Source organism: Corynebacterium sp. KPL2680, from assembly GCF_040225675.1.
Taxonomy (GTDB): Bacteria; Actinomycetota; Actinomycetes; order Mycobacteriales; family Mycobacteriaceae; genus Corynebacterium; species Corynebacterium rhinophilum.
Genome location: NZ_JBEHFM010000003.1, coordinates 1 through 17,279 on the forward strand (window position 1 = coordinate 1; position 17,279 = coordinate 17,279).

The 17,279-nt window shown below is 61.6% G+C and carries 13 protein-coding genes and 1 pseudogene; 10 read left to right on the plus strand and 4 right to left on the minus strand.

The genetic code is table 11. From position 1 onward, the window contains the following. Positions 1–71 precede the first annotated feature (71 nt). The 5 genes and pseudogenes from ABRP66_RS02195 to mobA all read left to right on the plus strand — a co-directional run. Positions 72–812, plus strand: a pseudogene (locus ABRP66_RS02195) (AMP-binding enzyme); the annotation flags it as partial. 61 nt (positions 813–873) lie between these two features. Continuing rightward, a complete protein-coding gene (moaA, locus tag ABRP66_RS02200; RefSeq protein WP_284782559.1) occupies positions 874–1,989 on the plus strand; it encodes a GTP 3',8-cyclase MoaA in 1,116 nt (371 codons plus the stop codon). An 11-nt stretch (positions 1,990–2,000) separates the two neighbouring features. After that, positions 2,001–3,206 carry a molybdopterin molybdotransferase MoeA gene (locus ABRP66_RS02205; protein WP_349838281.1) on the plus strand — a complete coding sequence of 402 codons (1,206 nt, stop codon included), beginning with the start codon at positions 2,001–2,003 and terminating at the stop codon, positions 3,204–3,206. A 15-nt stretch (positions 3,207–3,221) separates the two neighbouring features. Continuing rightward, positions 3,222–3,701, plus strand: a complete 480-nt coding sequence (gene moaC / locus ABRP66_RS02210) for a cyclic pyranopterin monophosphate synthase MoaC (protein WP_284769845.1) — start codon at positions 3,222–3,224, stop codon at positions 3,699–3,701. Next, complete coding sequence (gene mobA / locus ABRP66_RS02215) at positions 3,701–4,276, plus strand: molybdenum cofactor guanylyltransferase (protein WP_284769846.1); 576 nt, start codon at positions 3,701–3,703, stop codon at positions 4,274–4,276. The genes moaC and mobA overlap by 1 nt, the downstream gene beginning before the upstream one ends. Before the next feature lie 52 nt (positions 4,277–4,328). Here the strand turns inward: mobA and ABRP66_RS02220 are convergent, their stop codons facing one another. Then, the gene (locus tag ABRP66_RS02220; protein ID WP_284782557.1) at positions 4,329–4,808 is read right to left on the minus strand and encodes a molybdopterin-binding protein; all 480 of its coding nucleotides are present in this window, start codon (positions 4,806–4,808) and stop codon (positions 4,329–4,331) included. 228 nt (positions 4,809–5,036) lie between these two features. Between ABRP66_RS02220 and ABRP66_RS02225 the strand changes: the two genes are divergently transcribed. Genes ABRP66_RS02225 through narI form a run of 5 tightly spaced genes read left to right on the plus strand, consistent with a single transcriptional unit; the run spans position 5,037 to position 13,336 of the window. Continuing rightward, entirely contained in the window at positions 5,037–6,362 is a 1,326-nt protein-coding gene (locus ABRP66_RS02225; RefSeq protein WP_284769848.1) for a nitrate/nitrite transporter, read from the plus strand. Between the two features lie 19 nt (positions 6,363–6,381). Next, on the plus strand, positions 6,382–10,119 hold the full coding sequence (locus tag ABRP66_RS02230; protein ID WP_284852157.1) for a nitrate reductase subunit alpha: 3,738 nt from the start codon (positions 6,382–6,384) through the stop codon (positions 10,117–10,119). Further along, the gene (gene narH / locus ABRP66_RS02235) at positions 10,119–11,711 is read left to right on the plus strand and encodes a nitrate reductase subunit beta (RefSeq protein ID WP_349838282.1); all 1,593 of its coding nucleotides are present in this window, start codon (positions 10,119–10,121) and stop codon (positions 11,709–11,711) included. The genes ABRP66_RS02230 and narH overlap by 1 nt, the downstream gene beginning before the upstream one ends. Positions 11,712–11,718: 7 nt before the next feature. Beyond that, positions 11,719–12,546, plus strand: coding sequence for a nitrate reductase molybdenum cofactor assembly chaperone (gene narJ / locus ABRP66_RS02240; protein WP_284769850.1), 828 nt, complete (start codon positions 11,719–11,721; stop codon positions 12,544–12,546). Between the two features lie 10 nt (positions 12,547–12,556). Continuing rightward, the gene (narI, locus tag ABRP66_RS02245) at positions 12,557–13,336 is read left to right on the plus strand and encodes a respiratory nitrate reductase subunit gamma (protein WP_005280178.1); all 780 of its coding nucleotides are present in this window, start codon (positions 12,557–12,559) and stop codon (positions 13,334–13,336) included. A gap of 291 nt (positions 13,337–13,627) precedes the next feature. Here the strand turns inward: narI and ABRP66_RS02250 are convergent, their stop codons facing one another. Genes ABRP66_RS02250 through ABRP66_RS02260 form a run of 3 tightly spaced genes read right to left on the minus strand, consistent with a single transcriptional unit; the run spans position 13,628 to position 17,276 of the window. Continuing rightward, positions 13,628–15,010, minus strand: a complete 1,383-nt coding sequence (locus ABRP66_RS02250) for a multicopper oxidase domain-containing protein (protein ID WP_284850275.1) — start codon at positions 15,008–15,010, stop codon at positions 13,628–13,630. Then, positions 15,011–16,210, minus strand: a complete 1,200-nt coding sequence (locus tag ABRP66_RS02255) for a beta-carotene 15,15'-monooxygenase (protein ID WP_284850276.1) — start codon at positions 16,208–16,210, stop codon at positions 15,011–15,013. It lies immediately after the preceding gene. Continuing rightward, positions 16,200–17,276: a DUF8744 domain-containing protein gene (locus ABRP66_RS02260; RefSeq protein WP_349838283.1), complete on the minus strand. Its 1,077-nt coding sequence runs from the start codon at positions 17,274–17,276 to the stop codon at positions 16,200–16,202. The genes ABRP66_RS02255 and ABRP66_RS02260 overlap by 11 nt, the downstream gene beginning before the upstream one ends. Between the last annotated feature and the right edge of the window lie 3 nt (positions 17,277–17,279).

Here is a 17,279-nt window from a genome sequence, read left to right on the forward strand (position 1 = left end):
GTCATTGACCACGCGGTATTGCAGCGAAGCGGCGATCTTTCCCTGGGGGATGCGATAAGCCCAGCGGGTATCGCCCGCCGCAGGGAGCGTCCGGCGATACCCGCTGGGCTTATCGCATCTCCCAGGGAAAGATCGCCGCTTCGCTGCAATACCGCGTGGTCAATGACGGCCAAGTGGTATCGAAGACCGACCGCAATGCCGGTGAGCTCCAGGTGCGTGGCAACCTCGTGACCGGTTCTTATTATCATTCCCCCACCGCTGAGCCGGGTGAAGTGGCTTCCGAGTTCCGCGGCAAGCCGGTCGAGGCCGCGGAGTCCAAGTTCACCGCAGATGGCTGGTTGCGCACAGGCGATGTCGGCTCCGTAACGAAGGACGGCTTCCTCACCGTGGAAGACCGCGCCCGCGATGTCATCCGCTCGGGTGGCGAGTGGATCTATTCGGTGCAGTTGGAAAACCTCATCATGGCCAATTCAGATGTGGTGGAAGCCGCGGTAATTGGCTACCCAGATAAGCAGTGGGTGGAACGCCCCCTCGCCGTGACCGTCTTGGATGAACAAGCCTCTCCCACCATCGAAACGGCCGAAAAATTGCGCCAGAGCCTGCGCAAGGAATTGCCTAGCTGGATGCTGCCGGAGTACTGGGCCTTCGTAAAGTCGATCGATAAGACCTCAGTGGGCAAGTTTGATAAGAAGGATCTGCGCACCCACTTGGCGGAAGGCGATTACAATATCATCCGCCTCAAGGGCCCAGGTGAAGCCCAGCGCCTTGACGAAATCAACGAAAGCGATTTTAACCGGGAAAACGAGGAATAATCATCAGCCAGGTTGCGTTGTAGCTTGGTGTACCTTGTTTCCCACTCGTAGACTGGCAGCAATGACTTCACCAACGCCTTCTTCTTCAGCGGTGTCCCTGCCCCTGCCCACCGTGGGCCGGACGCAGCCGCCGGAGGATTTACCTGCCGCGGCAAGCGACGGCACCCGCGCCTTGGTTGATCGCTACGGCCGCAGGGCACGCGACCTGCGTGTGTCCCTCACGGACCGCTGCAACCTGCGCTGCACGTACTGCATGCCGGCCGAAGGCTTAGAGTGGATGCCCACGCAGCAAACGCTGTCCGATGAAGAGACCATCCGGCTCATCCGCCTCGGCGTGGAAAAGCTCGGAATCCGCCAGGTGCGCTTTACCGGCGGCGAGCCGCTGCTGCGCAAATCCTTGGAAAAAATCATCGCCGCTACCAAGGAACTCACCACGGATGAAGGCATTGCGCCATCGACGGCGCTGACTACTAATGGGTTGGGCTTGGAAAAGCGCGCCGCAAAGCTTGCCGCAGCAGGCCTCGACCGCATTAATATCTCGCTGGATACCATCGATCCACAGCGCTATGCCGCACTCACCCGGCGCGATCGGCTAGCCCACGTGCTCGAAGCCATCGCCGCCGCAGCCGATGCCGGATTGAACCCCGTCAAGATCAATGCGGTGGTCATGCCCGGCGTCAATGAAGCAGATATCGTCCCGCTGGCGGACTATGCGCTGCACCAGGGCGCCCAGCTGCGCTTTATTGAGCAGATGCCGCTCGGACCGCGGGAAAAGTGGCGCCGCGAAGACATGGTCACCGCAGATGACATCTTGCACCGGCTACAACGCCACTTTTCCATGCGCCCGGCGCGCGAGCCGCGCGGATCAGCCCCGGCCGCTTTATGGGATGTTATCGCCCCCGATGGCACCGCCGGCAAGCTCGGCATCATCGCCTCCGTAACCCATCCCTTCTGCGGCGACTGCGACCGCACCCGGCTTACCACCGATGGTGCCGTGCGCAACTGCCTGTTTGGCAATTCCGAAACCCAGTTGCGGGATCTCATGCGCTCTGGCGCCAGCGACGAGGAATTAATGGAGGTGTGGGCCGGGGAAATGTGGACGAAGAAACCGGGCCATGGCATTGATGATGAGGGCTTTTTGCAGCCGGATCGTCCCATGTCTGCCATAGGCGGCTAATCTAATTATTTATGTCCGCATCGCGTTCCATTTCTGAGCACCTTTCCGCGGTTTTGGCGCTGGCGCCGGCACCGCGTGCAGAGTCCGTTCCCGTTGGCCCCGCGCTGCGCGGCCGGGTATTGGCGGAGGATGCTACCGCGCGCTTTCCCGTCCCGCCGTTTGCCAATTCCGCTATGGATGGCTTCCTCGTCCGTGCCGCAGATATTTCGGGCGCGGGCCCAGGTCCGTGGACGCTGCCGGTAGCAGGCGATGTTCCCGCCGGCGCTGCCGCTCAGGCAGTTCCCGTCGGTCAGGCGGTGCGCATCATGACCGGGGCCCCGGTGGGCGATGCCACTGGCTTAATCGTCGTCCCAGTAGAAAAAACCACCGTTCCGCCTGGTCCCACGGAGTTGCCGCGCGAGGTCACCGTCACCGCCGCGCCTGCAAAAACCCATATCCGCCCCGCTGGAGAAGATATACAACCCGGCACCGTCGTTGCTACTGCCGGCACTACCGCCAATGCCGCCGTTATCGCGGCGCTTATATCCACCGGCATCTATTCTGTAAAGGCTTACCGGCGCCCGCGCATCGCGGTAATTTCTTCCGGCAATGAGCTATCCGCCTATCCGGATGAACTCGCCTCAGGGCGCCTGCCGGATTCCAATGGTCCGATGCTCGCCTCCCTCGCCCACACGGAGTCCTACTCGCACGTGGGCGACGATCCTGCGGAGTTATCCAGATTGCTCGATGAGCTCAGCGCATTCCACGACCTCATCATTACCTCCGGCGGGGTATCGGCCGGCGCCTTCGACGTGGTGCACGGGGTGCTGGGCACGGGCGATAATTCGTGGTTTGGACACGTTCACCAGCGGCCCGGTGCGCCGCAGGGCATCGGCAGGTGGCGGGGTGTTCCGGTGCTTGCGCTGCCAGGCAATCCGGTGGCGGCTTTCGTCGGTTACCAGCTTTATGCCCGCCCGCTTATCGCCGCCTTATCGGGCCAGCCGCACCCGCGGGAGGCCGTGCAACTGCGTGCGAAGGTGGAGGTCCCGCTGCCACCGGCAAGCACGCGCCCCGTCATCGTTCCGGTGACCGTAAGCTTTGCGGGAAAGCCCAGGATTACTGGCGCGTTAAGCCGTGGCAGCCACCGGGTGGTCTCGCTGGCCGGTACGAATGGGTATTGCATCATTGATGGACCCGCCCCCGCCACGGGCAAAGAGACCACCGTCTATCTTTATTAAAGAGGAGAATTTTTCATGGAGTTTACCCACCTCAATTCCGCCGGCACCGCCTACATGGTCGATGTGACCGAGAAGCAGCCGACCGTGCGCACCGCCACCGCCGAGGGCGAGGTCGTCTGCTCCCGAGAGGTCATGACCGCGCTGCGCGAGGGCACCGTGCCCAAGGGCGACGTGCTGGCGGTCGCGCGCATTGCCGGCATTTCCGCAGCGAAGAAGGTCCCAGAGCTCCTGCCGCTCGCGCACACCATCGGCGTGCATGGCTGCGCAGTGGATCTCGAGCTTGCCGATGCCCACGTGAAGATCACCGCCACCGTGCGCACCGCCGACCGCACCGGCGTGGAAATGGAGGCACTGACCGCGGTCAACGTTGCTGCCTTGGCGCTCATTGACATGGTCAAGGGCGTCGATCGCTCTGCTTTTATTCGCCGCTGTGGCATCGTGGCGAAATCGGGCGGGCGCTCCGGCGATTGGTCTAGGACCCTCTCGGAGGCTTAATGGACGGCGCGATCATTCTGGCCGGCGGGCAATCGCGCCGCATGGGCGGGGCGGATAAGGCACAGGTGCGCGCCTTTGGCCTGCGCTTGGTGGACCGCCTGCTGCGCCAGCTTCCCTATGGCATGCCGTCTATCGTTATTTCCCCGCATTACCTCAGCCTGCCGCAGGTGTGCGAGTCGCCGCTTTTCGGCGGCCCTGTCGCCGGCATCGAAGCTGGTGCGCGCGCTTTGTCGCATTGCGACCGCCTGGCACTCTTCGCTGTGGATGCTCCCGATTCCCCGCAGCTCCTCCCGCACCTTAACTACGCGTTGCAGGCCGCGCCCAGCGCCGATGCCGCGATTACCCGCGCCGCGGATGGGTACTTACAGCCCCTGTGTTCGCTGTGGCATACCGATGCGATCTTCGAACGCTTGGGCGCGCTGGAGTCGACCCGCAATGTCTCCGTAAAAAGGCTTATCCGCGGCGCCGATTTCGTCGAGGTGGCCGGCACCGGTGCCGAGCGCGATTACGATACCCCTGCCGAATTGCAGGACATTCCACCGCACCCCGCCCTTCGCGCTCACCGGCGCGGCTAAGGCAAGTACACGCCGCCCTCCCCGTGAGCGCGAAGGGATGGTGAGGGAGGCATTATTCGCCGCGGGAGCGGAAGACATCGGCAAGCAGCGGCGCAATAACCCCAAGAGCATCTGCCACGGCGCCGGTAGACGAGGCGCAATTGATGATGAGGCTGCCGCCGCCGTGGTCGGTCATGCCGATGATCCCGCGGGACAGACCCGCCTTGGGCGAGGACTCGAGCCCGCGCAGGAGCACCTGGGTCTCCAGGCCGTAGAGGCGGGCCTTGATATAGCGCTCGGTGACCTCTGGGGTCAGGTTCGTCGCCCCGATGCCGGTGCCGCCGATTACCACGACTATATCGGTGCCGGTATCCACGGCGGTCCGCAGCGCGTCGTCGACTGGCTTAAGGCCCTCCGGCACGATGCTCGGTGGCGCGACATCGATGTCGTGGGTGCGCAGGATTTCTGCCGCTTTCTCCCCGGCGCGGTTCGGTTTTTCCCCGGCCAAAATGCGGTCCGAGCTGACGATTATCTGTGCCTTTCTTTGGGACATAAGTCTCATTCCTTTCCCACTGTGGAGTGTGGTTAATATCACATCATTCAGTTTTCGACACCAACACATTTGGGGCACGGGGCTAACCTGCGGCATCGGAATCGATCAAGAATTACGCAACATTTGTATGCCGTAATTAGATACGGATTTTACCGTTTTTATTTACCTTTTCGAGCATAGTCGCCGGTGGATTAAGGAGTTGAACGACCTACTACCTGTGAGGAAATCATGACCGCTCTTGATACCTCAGGCAAAGTCATCCAAGGTTGGGATCCAGAAGATTCCGACCACTGGGATTCCAAAATTGCCTGGCGCACGCTGTGGATCTCCACATTTGTTCTTATCATTGGCTTTGCCACTTGGTACCTCGTATCGGCAATTGCCCCGCAGTTGAACCAGATTGGTTTCGACTTAACCCGCAGCCAGCTCTACTGGCTGACCGCCATTCCCGGATTGGCGTGCGGTATCTTCCGCCTCATTTTCATGTTCTTGCCGCCTATCCTCGGCACGCGCAAGCTCGTCTTCAGCTCCTCGCTGCTGTTTATCATCCCCATGCTGGGCTGGTTCTTCGCGGTACAGGACTCCTCCACCCCGTACTGGTGGCTGATGACCCTCGCCTTCCTCTCCGGCATCGGTGGCGGCGTGTTCTCCGGATTCATGCCCTCGACCGGCTACTTCTTCCCCAAGCGCCTGTCCGGTACCGCGCTGGGTATCCAGGCCGGCATCGGTAACTTCGGCATCTCCTTTATCCAGCTGGTCGCCCCATGGCTCATGGGCTTTACCCTGCTGGGCGTAGGTTTTGTTGCCCCGCAGCGCACCGATGACGGCGAAATCTTTGTCCACAACCCCGCCATCTTCTTGGTGCCGTGGGCCATCGTCGGCGCATTCCTGGCATGGACCCTGCTCAAGGATGTTCCCGTGAAGGCGAATTTCCGCCAGCAGATGGACATCTTTGGCAATAAGAACACCTGGATTCTTACCGTCGTCTACTTCATGACCTTCGGCGCATTTTCAGGCTTCGCCGCGCAAACCGCGCTGCTTATTAACCAGATCTTCGGCGAAGGCTCCGAATTTGCCGGCACCTACGAGAACCTGCCCGCCGGCGCGAGCTACGCCTTCCTCGGACCACTTATCGGTGCGCTCGTCCGCGCCCTGTGGGGCCCGCTGTGCGATAAGTTCGGCGGCGCCATCTGGACCTTCATTGGCTGCCTGGGCATGACCATCTTTACCGTCGTGGCTACCTTCTTCCTCACCCCGGACGAGCCGGATGAGGTCTGGTGGTTCCTGGGCACCATGCTCATTTTCTTCTTCTTCACGGGCTTGGGCAACGCCGGCACGTTTAAGCAAATGCCCATGATTTTGCCCAAGCGCCAAGCAGGCGGCGTTATCGGTTGGACCGGTGCCATCGGCGCCTTCGGCCCGTTTGTCGCAGGTGTCTTGCTTTCCATGATGTCTGCACCGACGTTCTTCTGGGGCTGCGCCGTGTACTTTGCCATTACCACCGTGTTGGTGTGGATCTACTACGCCCGCCCCAACGCCCCATTTCCCGGATAATTAGGAGCTTTCAACCCCCATGACTGCATACTTCGCGCCCGAAAAGGGCTCTTCAAATCCGCTCTTTAAGTTCGGTGCCTACCTGCGCAAAGGCGAAGCTACCGATTCTGGTCAGCAGCTTTTCTTAAAGGGCGGCCGCCAGGCGGACGTCTTTTACCGCAACCGCTGGGCCTTCGACAAGATGGTGCGCTCCACCCACGGCGTGAACTGCACCGGTTCGTGCTCGTGGAAGGTCTACGTCAAAGACGGCGTCATCACCTGGGAATCCCAGGCGGTGGATTACCCCACCACTGGCAATGACATGCCAGAATACGAGCCCCGCGGCTGCCCGCGTGGAGCCTCCTTTTCCTGGTACACCTACTCTCCTACCCGCGTGCGCTACCCGTATGCCCGCGGCGTGCTGGTAGATATGTTCCGCGAGGAAAAGGCTAAGCACGGCGATTCCGTCCTGGCTTGGCGCGCCATCCAAGAGGACCCCGAAAAGCGCAAGGCGTATATCTCCCAGCGCGGCAAGGGCGGGCTCATCCGCATCTCTTATGAAGAGGCCATCGACATCGCCTCGGCCGCGCACGTCTACACCATCCGCAAGTACGGTCCTGACCGCATCAACGGCTTTACCGTGATCCCGGCCATGTCGCAGATTTCCTATGGCGCGGGCATGCGCTTCTTGCAGACCATCGGCGGCGTCGCGCTCTCCTTCTATGACTGGTACGCCGACCTGCCGCCGGCATCCCCGCAGACCTTCGGCGACCAGACCGACGTCCCCGAGTCCGGCGACTGGTACAACTCTTCCTACCTCATGATGTGGGGCTCGAATATCCCGGTCACCCGCACCCCAGACGCCCACTTCATGGTGGAATCGCGTTACAAGGGCACCAAGGTCGTCGTGGTCTCGCCCGACTTTGCGGATAATACCAAGTTCGCCGATGAGTGGGCCCGCATCGAGCCAGGAACGGATGCCGCGCTCGCCTTTGCCATGGGCCACGTCATTTTGAAGACCTTCCACGTGGACCGCCAGGAACCGTACTTCCTGAACTACATGCGCAAATACACCGACTCGCCCTTCCTGGTATCCCTGGAAGACCACGGCGACGGCACCTACACCCCAGGCAAATTCCTCACCGCCTCGCAGCTTGCCGATGCCACCTTGAACTCCTCCCCCAACGCCACCCACCGTGGCCTTGTGATGGAAGAAGACGGACGCATCGTTGACCCAGGCGGCACCGTGGCAGACCGCTGGGATAACGAGAGCGCCAAGTGGAACCTGGCGCTGGATAACGCCGATCCGGTCATGTCCATCGCAGAAACCGATAGCTTTGATACCGCCGAGGTGCTCTTCCCCCGCTTTGACCTGGATACCAACCCAGAGGACGTGGGGACCGACAAGCCCATTGGCGCGGGCATCGTCCACCGCGGCGTCCCCGTCCACGAGGTCGACGGCAAGCTGGTTACCACCGTCTTCGACATCATGCTCGCCCACTACGGCGTCAACCGCGAGGATCTCCACCTGCCGGGTAGCTGGCCAAAGGACTTCCACGATTCCAGCGAGGTCGGCACCCCCGCCTGGCAGGAAGAGCTCACGGGCGTGGCCGCCGATACCGCCATCCGCATTGGCCGCGAATTCGCGCAAAACGCCGCGGATTCCAAGGGCCGTTCGCAGATCATCATGGGCGCTGGCGTCAACCATTACTTCCACGCCGATAATATCTACCGCACCTTCTTGGCGTTGACCTCCATGTGCGGCACCCAGGGCGTTAACGGTGGCGGTTGGGCGCACTACGTCGGCCAGGAAAAGCTGCGCCCGATCAATGGCTGGACCCAGTGGGCTATGGCCGCCGACTGGCAGCGCCCGCCGCGCCACATGATTTCCACCGGCTTCTACTACTTCGCCACCGAACAGTATCGCTACGATAATTCGCGCGCCTCCCACTTGGGCTCGCCGCTGGCTAGCCACGGTTCCATTGGGGACAAGATGGTCTCCGATACCATGGCGGAATCCATGCGCCGCGGCTGGATGCCGGCCTACCCGCAGTTCAACCGCAACTCCCTCTTCCTTGCCGATGAAGCCGATGAGGCCGGCATGGACATCAACGACTACGTGGTCCAAGAGCTAGAAAGCGGCCGCCTGGAATTCTCCTATGACAACCCGTCCGCCGAGGAGAACTGGCCACGCATCCTGCTCAACTGGCGCACCAACCTGCTCGGCTCGTCCGCCAAAGGCACCGAGTTCTTCCTGCGCCACCTCTTGGGCATCGACTCGGATGCCACCGCGGAAGAACTAGCCCCCGAAGACCGCCCGCGCAGCATCAAGTGGGTGGATAAGGCACCGGAGGGCAAGTTGGATCTGATGATGACCACGGACTTCCGCAATACCTCCACCACGCTGGTCTCGGACCTCATCTTCCCGGCCGCAACCTGGTACGAAAAGCACGATATGTCCTCTACCGACATGCACCCGTACCTGCACTCGTTTAACGCGGCGATTAACCCGCCGTGGGAGGCCCGCTCGGACTACGAGGTCTTCCGGGACTTGGCCGCAGCCCTCTCTGATAAAGCCACCAAGTGGCTGGGCGTGCAACGCGATGTCATTACCCAGCCGAGCCACCACGACAGCCCGGACGAGCTTGGCATGCCCAACGGCATCGTCCCCGACCCCGAAGAACAGGGCCTTATCCCTGGGGTCACGATGCCAAAGCTGCACGTTGTCGAGCGCGATTACACCAAGGTCTACGAAAAGTGGGCGCACTTAGGCCCGCTTCCCGCCAAGGCCGGCACCGGCGTGCACGGCACCAAGTTCAACGTGGAAAAGCAGGTCAAGGAGCTCGAGCTCATCTGTGGCACCACGGAGACCTCGATGGGCGAGCTGGTGGATCTGTCCAAGGACACCAAGGTCATCGACGCCATCTTGCACCTGTCTGGTGTCTCCAACGGTGAGCTAGCCAAGCAAGGTTTTGAGTTCCTGTCCTCACGCACCGGCAAGGATCTGACGCCACTGGGCACTCCCGATGAAGACGTACGCATCACCTGGGATGACATCAAGGAACGCCCGAAGGAGGTCATCACCTCTCCCGAGTGGACCGCCGATAAGCGTAATAAGCGCCGCTACACCGCCTTTTCCATCAACGTCGAGTTCGATAAGCCCTGGCACACGCTGACCGGCCGCATGCAGTACTACATCGACCACGACTGGTTTATGGACTACGGCGAATCGCTGCCGATCTTCCGCCCACCGCTAGATCACGTCCACATGCACGGTGAATTCGCGCCGGGCACGGAATTGACCAATGACCGGGGCGAGGCCGAGGTCACCCTGCGTTACTTGACCACGCACAATAAGTGGTCCATCCACTCGCAGTACTTCGACAACCTGCACGTGCTCTCCATCTCGCGCGGTGGCCAGGTGGTCTGGATGTCCAATAAGGACGCCGAGAAAATCGGCGTGACGGACAATGACTGGGTCGAAGTATATAACCGCAACGGCGTCGTCTCCGCCCGCGCCATTGTCTCCCACCGCATTCCGGAGGGAACCATGCTGTGCAACCACGCACAGGAGCGCACGGTGGGCACGCCGATCAACGAGCACACCGGCCGCCGCGGCGGCACGCACAACTCGCTGACCCGCATTTCCATCAAACCGGTGCACATCGCTGGCGGCTATGGCCAGCTGACCTACCACTTCAACTACATCGGCCCTACCGGCAATAACCGCGATGAAGTCACCCGCGTACGCCGCCGTTCCCAGGAGGTATCCTACTAATGAAAGTCATGGCCCAAATCTCCATGATCATGAACCTGGACAAGTGCATTGGTTGCCACACGTGTTCAGTTACCTGTAAGCAGGCATGGACCAACCGCGAAGGCACCGAGTACATCTGGTTCAATAACGTCGAAACCCGCCCCGGCCTCGGCTACCCGCGCACCTGGGAGGACCAGGAAAAGTGGAAGGGCGGCTGGGAGCGCACGGCGTCTGGCAAGATCAAGCCCAAGGCCGGCGGGCGCCTCAAAAAGCTAGCCCCCCTCTTCCACAACCCCAACCTGCCCACCATCCAGGATTACTACGAGCCCTGGACCTACCAGTACGAGGACCTCATGGGCGCCGAGGCGGGACAGAAGACCCAGCCCACCGCCAAACCGGTCTCTCAGATCGACGGCCGGGACATCGGCAAGATCGAATGGTCCTCCAACTGGGACGATAACCTGGGTGGCTCTACTGCCACGCTTGACGATGACCCCGTGCTCCACAACATGAACCTCGAGGTCAAGAAGGAAATCGAGGACTCGTTCATGTTCTACCTGCCGCGTATTTGCGAGCACTGCATGAACCCGACCTGCGTGTCCTCCTGCCCCTCTGGCGCGATGTATAAGCGCACCGAAGACGGCATCGTCCTGGTGGACCAAGACCGCTGCCGCGGCTGGCGCATGTGCGTATCCGGCTGCCCGTATAAGAAGGTCTACTTCAACCACAAGACCGGCAAGGCCGAAAAGTGCACGCTGTGCTACCCGCGCCTCGAAGTGGGACAGCCCACCGTGTGCTCCGAGACCTGCGTGGGACGCCTGCGCTACTTGGGCGTCATCCTCTACGATGCCGACCGCGTGGCCGAGGCCGCCTCTACCGAAAATGAGCAGGACCTTTTCGAGGCCCAAAAGTCGATCATGCTCGACCCCCACGATCCTGAAGTTGTCCGCGCGGCCCAGGCTGAGGGCATCCCGCACTCCTGGATCGATGCCGCGCAGCAGTCGCCGATCTACGACCTCATCTTCAAGTACGGCGTCGCTCTGCCGCTGCACCCGGAGTACCGCACGCTGCCGATGGTCTGGTACATCCCGCCGCTGTCGCCCATCGTTGACAAGGTGACCGCAACCGGCAACGACGGCGAGGACCACAAGATCCTCTTCTCGGCGCTATCGAATATGCGCATTCCGCTGGAATATCTAGCGGGCCTATTTACCGCCGGCGATACCGTCCCGGTAGAAAAGTCGCTGCGTCGGCTCGTCGCCATGCGCTCGTATATGCGCGATATCAACCTGGGCAACGAACCGCAGGAGGAAATCGCCCAGGCAGTAGGCATGACAGGCAGGGAGATGGAAGGCATGTACCGCCTGTTGTCCATCGCTAAATACGATGACCGCTACGTCATCCCCACCGCTTCGCCCGAATCCCCGCGCGGCATAACCGACTTGGATCCGTTCGGCGATGTGGATCCGGCCAAGGCCTCCGAAGACGTCTTCCACGACCTGGGCATGGGCGCGCCCGAGGCCTGCACCCACGGCGCGGAACCACAGGGCAAGGTCTCGCTACTCTCCTGGAGCGGTGACCGGCCCGATGCCATGTTCCCGCCGCGGAAGTAGGTTAGCCGTGAATATCTTCGATAAACTCCGCAAACGCCAGGAATCCCTGCAGCGGCAATCGGCCCAGCAGGGTGGCGATGCCCCCGTGGCAGGATTCGGAACACCCGCTGGCATCGGTTCCATGGGCGGTGCCAAGGACGTCGAAAAGACGCTGCGCACCCACACAGGTCAAGTCCCCAATGAATTTGTCACGCCGGTCGAGGTCACTGAAGACCAGCGGCGAATCGTCGCCATGGCCGTGTCCGTGCTGCTGAATTACCCCGGCGAAGATATCTTTGACCGCCTCTCCGCGGTCGAAGACCAAGTAGATGACCTGCCGCTGGCCATTGCCACCGACTTCATCAACTTCGCCGAATGGGCCCGCAGCATCGGCCCCCGCGGCTTGGAAGAACACTACGTCGAGACCTTTGACCAGCGCCGACGCTGCGCGCTGTACCTGTCCTACTTTGCTGTTGGCGATACCCGCCAGCGTGGAATGGCCATTTTGTCCTTCCGCCAGCAATTAGAATCGCTCGGCTTCGAGATTTCGGATGCAGAGCTACCTGATCACCTCTGCGTCGTCCTCGAAGCCCTCGCCATGAGCGAGGGGGATACGCACGAGCGCGCCGTCGAATTAGTGGCCAGCTACCGCGAAGGAATCGAGGTGCTGCGCGCGGCCCTCGCCCGCGAGCGTTCGCCGTATGTCAGCTTGATCGTCGCGCTGTGCAAGGCCCTTCCAGAAGTCGATTCTGATACCGCGCAAAAGTACGTCGATCTCATCCGCACCGGCCCACCCGCCGAGATGGTCGGCATTGCAGACCTTCCCTTCCCCACTACCCAACCAGACCTCGTCTAGGAGCCACATCATGTTTGATAACTTCCTCTGGGGTGCCTTCCCGTGGTTAGCCATCGCGGCGTTCTTTGTGGGCATCTTCTGGCGGTGGCGTTCCGACCAATTCGGCTGGACCACCCACTCCTCCCAAATCTATGAATCCAAGCTGCTGCGTTTATCCTCGCCGCTTTTCCACTGGGGCATGGTCTTCGTGGTCATTGGCCACCTAATGGGCTTGGCATTCCCCAAATCTTGGACCCAGGCCGTTGGCATCAGCGACCACGCCTACCATCTCTTGGCCACCATCCCCGGCTCCATCGCCGCTCTGGCGGTCCTGCTGGGCTTTGCCGGTTTGCTGTACCGCAGGCTAAAGAACCGCTCCGTATTCTTGTCCACCTCCACCTCGGATAAGGTCATGTACGCGCTGCTCGGCCTCGCACTGGTATCGGGTTCTTTTGCCACCTTTACCCTGCAGCTTTTTGACCTCGCCGGCACCGGCGGGTACGACTACCGCGAAACCATTTCCCCGTGGCTGCGCCAGCTGTTGATCTTCAACATCCAGCCAGACCTCATGGCCAGTGCCCCGTGGCAATTTAAGGTCCACGTCCTCTGCGGATTCACCATCATCGCCGTGTGGCCCTTTACCCGCCTTGTCCACGCGTTCTCGGCGCCGGTCGGCTACGTTACCCGCCCGTACGTGGTCTACCGTTCCCGCGATGAGCGCACCACCCCGATGCGCTCCAATACCGCGTGGGAGCCTATCCGCTCCAACCGGAAGCAATTGGAAGGAGAAACCCCGGGCCACGGTGCCTAGGTAGTTCCTCGGTCCTTTCACCGCTGCGCGCTGTCCAATATTTGGATGGCCCGCGGCGGTTTCCTTATGTCTACGTTTACTCCGGCGCTCCCCATGCACCCACCACTCGCCTCCCACGCGCCCTTCGCGCTCACCGGCAAGGCGGTGCGCCCGTAGATACTTCCACCCAGTGAGCGCCAAGGAGAGGCTAGCAATAAAGAACCCCGCCCCTTCGCGCTCACGGGGAGAGGTGGAACTACCTATCGGCAGTGCCCTGGTGAGCGCGAAGGACGGGGTGGGGTTGGCAACGCTTTATTCGGTAACGACGAACTTGCCGTGCTGTCCCTTTTCCGCGTTGGTCATGATGTGGTTGACAAAGGAATAGGTTCCGGGCTCGTTGAAGGTCATTTCCACAAACCCGCCTTGCGCGGGAAGTAGGTCGAAGGCCTGCGAGCCGGTCTTTTCCTCGTCCTTGATGAGATAGGCGCCTTCCTTGTAGGCAGTATCGAATTGCTCGCCCACCACGTGGAAGCTAAGCGGCTGATCGGGGCCGACGTTCAGGATCCACAGGCGAACGGTATCGCCTACCTTGGCCTTGATGGGATCGACGTCGTACTGGCTGGGGTAGTAATTAAAGGCCATGAGGTCGAACTCGCCATCGGCTACGCGCTGGGCATCGGCGCCGGTCTTTTCCTCGCCGAGGAAGACATCGTTGGCGATGAAGTTGTACTCGGCATCCACGTCCTTGAGATCTGGTGGATCGATGATGACGTTGCCGGCCATGCCGTTGGCGATGTGCAGGGACATCGGGGCGGTTGAGCAGTGGTACATCCAAATACCGGCGCGATTCGCGGTGAATTCGTAGGTCAGTTCTTCCCCGGGCTGGATGGACTTCATGTTTTCATCCGGGTTGACCTCACCGGCGTGGAAGTCGATGGAATGGGCCATGCTGCCCTCGTTCTTGATGGTGATCTTGAACTTATCGCCCACCTTGCCGCGCAGCGTCGGCCCTGGCGCCTGGCCATTAAAAAGCCATTGCATCTGCTTAACTCCTGGGGCTACCTCAACGATTTCCTCGGTCATCGACCAGGTTTCTTCATGCGTGGTGGTATTAGCCGCCGGCGCCAGGGAGGCGTCATAGGCGCTAAAACCTTCGCGGGAGGCACCGAGTTCGGCGGCGCTCGGAACATCAACGTGCGGGTTGGATGCCCCTGCCACGGCATGGTGGTGATCGTGCCCGCCGGTGCTTGGCGCGGAATCGTCCACGTTGACGTCAAAGGTCATACCTTGCAGGCGGTGACCGGCAATGGTGCAGTAGCCTTCGATGCTGGATTCGATGACACCGGCATCGAGCTGCACGGTATCGCCGGGATCGACGCGGCCGGTTTCGGCATCACCAATCTTTAGATCGTGGACTTGGTCCCCGGTATTGGTGAAGTTAACCACCAAGTGGGTGCCGGGATCGATATCAACGTGGTTGGGGACGAAGGCCATACCATCGACTTCTACGTCAATGGTGTGGGTTTCACCTTCGGCAACAGAGCTTGATGGCTGGGAGTCCTTAGAGGTGGTATTGACTAGGGCGAGCGCGATTACCGCGGCCAGCGCGATACCGATAAGTAACCACGAGGCCCATTGGGAGTTGCCGGACTCCGGCGGCTTATCCTGTGGCTGTGGGGAAGAAACACTAAGCATTTAATTCTCCAGATTCTGTTGTTGGTAGACGGCGCGGCCCACGGCAAGCACGTTTAATGCTAAGCCCATCCCCATGAGGATAAGCCCAGCAGGCAGGGCGTTGACAAGGCTCAGCAGGGCGCCGAGGTTGATGAGGACGAGTCGGGCAAAACCGGCGCGGTCCGCGGCATCCCGGCCGTGGTGCACCTTGGCAGGACCGCCTCCCACCAGCGTGGGCAAGAGGTGGTGCAAGACGCCGGTGACCAGCTGCAAAATGCCGCCGCCGATGAAGGCCGGAACCAAAAACAGCGTGATGACGCGCGGGTAAGCGCCGAGCGCTGCGGCGACGGCATCGCCGGCGCACAGGGCCACCATCCACAGCAGTCCTGCGATAACGGATACCGATGCTGTGGTGAGCCGAGGGTTGCGCCCCAGCACGGTGGCCAGGACGGGTTGGATGATCATGATGGCGGCGAGCACGACGAGCAGCTGGGCGATGCCCGCCGCGCGCGTCCACCCCACCGCGCCGCAGACCATGGTCAGGGCTAGCCCGGTGCAGTGGACGATGAGCCCGCGCGTACACCTGGTGCGCGCGGTGGGCGAAATCGCGGTGCTGGACAAGGTGGGAAGGAGCGTCACGATGGTGCCCACGATGGTCAGCCACGCAAACCCCCACACCATGCCGCGCGAGTGGGCGGCCACCAGGAAGGAATAGTTGCCTACGCCATTGCCGCTTAAGATCACCAGCACCACGGAGGCAATCATGAAGATGGATGCGGCCGCATAAAACGGCACCGTCACCGCAAACGATCCGGAAAGCGAGCCGCGCAAGCGCGTGTAGATAAAGACGAGCTGCCAGGCAAGGGCGGCGATGATGAGGAGGGAGGCGGCATCGGCAAGCAGGCCCCAGTCATATCCGGCGCGATCGATAATGAGCAGGACAAGGCCCACCTGGATGAGTACCACGCGTGCGCCCACGCCCCGGTATCCGTTATTGGCGGTGCGTGTAAGCGCCTCGGTGAAGTGGGTGGAAAATACAACGATGGCCGTGGTCAGCGCGCCGATGGTCAGCGGGTGGATGAGGTCCCACCACACCACGGGCGCGCCCAGGTGACCCGCCACGTTGATGCCGATGCCGATAAGCACCCACGCGCCGATAAGGGCTGCGGTCACGATGTGCCAGCGGCTGCGGGCGGCCAGGGAAATGTCATTAATGTGCACGGTGGGCCTCCTTCACCGACAAAGTAATGCCGCAGGCGAGGAAAACCAAGATGGCGGCGATGGTAGTCAGCCCGCCTACTTGGTAGGCGACGGTGTGGCGGGCGACATCGGCAAGAATGCGCAGCGCCAGCCCGCCGTGCAGGACCGCTACGGGGAGGAACAGCACCGGATGGTAGGGCAAGTAGCGGCGGATGACAGAGGTAATAATGATGGGGGCATGGGCGAAAATCATGGACATGACAAAGCCCAAAAAGATGGCGTGCACCGAGGCGTCGTAGGCAAAGCCGGAGCTTTCGCCATAGAGCAGCCAGAAATAGCCGCCGAGGGCCAACCAAAAATACCCGGCGAGCATGCACGCGGCGGAATAGCGCGGCAGCCCGCGCGAGCGCACTAGGTTCTTCGCCACATCCACGCGCATGGTAAAAATCACAACGCCGATAAGCGCCGCGCCCATCGCGCGATAGCCCACTGCCGGAGAGAGGATATAGACCACGCTGAGCGCCGCCAACCCCAAAACCCACAGCGTAATCCGCTTTTCCGCCTGCGTGCCAGCCATGGTGATGCGGGCCAGCTCCATGCGCTCGCCGATGATCGTCGCTACCACGTAGAGCACGCACAGCGGCATCGCGGTAGAAAACGCTGGCTCGATGGCCCACAGCAGTGCCGCCGCTACCCCGCCGATGACGCCGGTGGCCTGCACAATGATGGACAGGGCGGGCTGGCGCCGGTGGATGGTGGCATAGATAAACCCCAGCACGATGAAGCCGGCGGCAAAACACAACGCCGGAACCTGCCGCGGCAGGCCCGCCACGATGCCCACAAAACCGGCGACGTGGAAGATGGGTCCTGTCCAGGCCCACCGCGTGCTCACGGCGACGGCGCGCTCCAGCCCGATAGCGCCGCCGACAAAGCCAAAGACCATCAAGGGGCCATGATCGGCGGCGACGGAGGCAGCCGGCGAGAAACCCACGCCGAGCAGGGATGCCCCGGCGGCGAGCCCAACCAGCAAGGACAGCCCCGCGCAGGCAAGGAAGAAGAAGCGGTGCGCCAGCCTATTATTTATCACGGC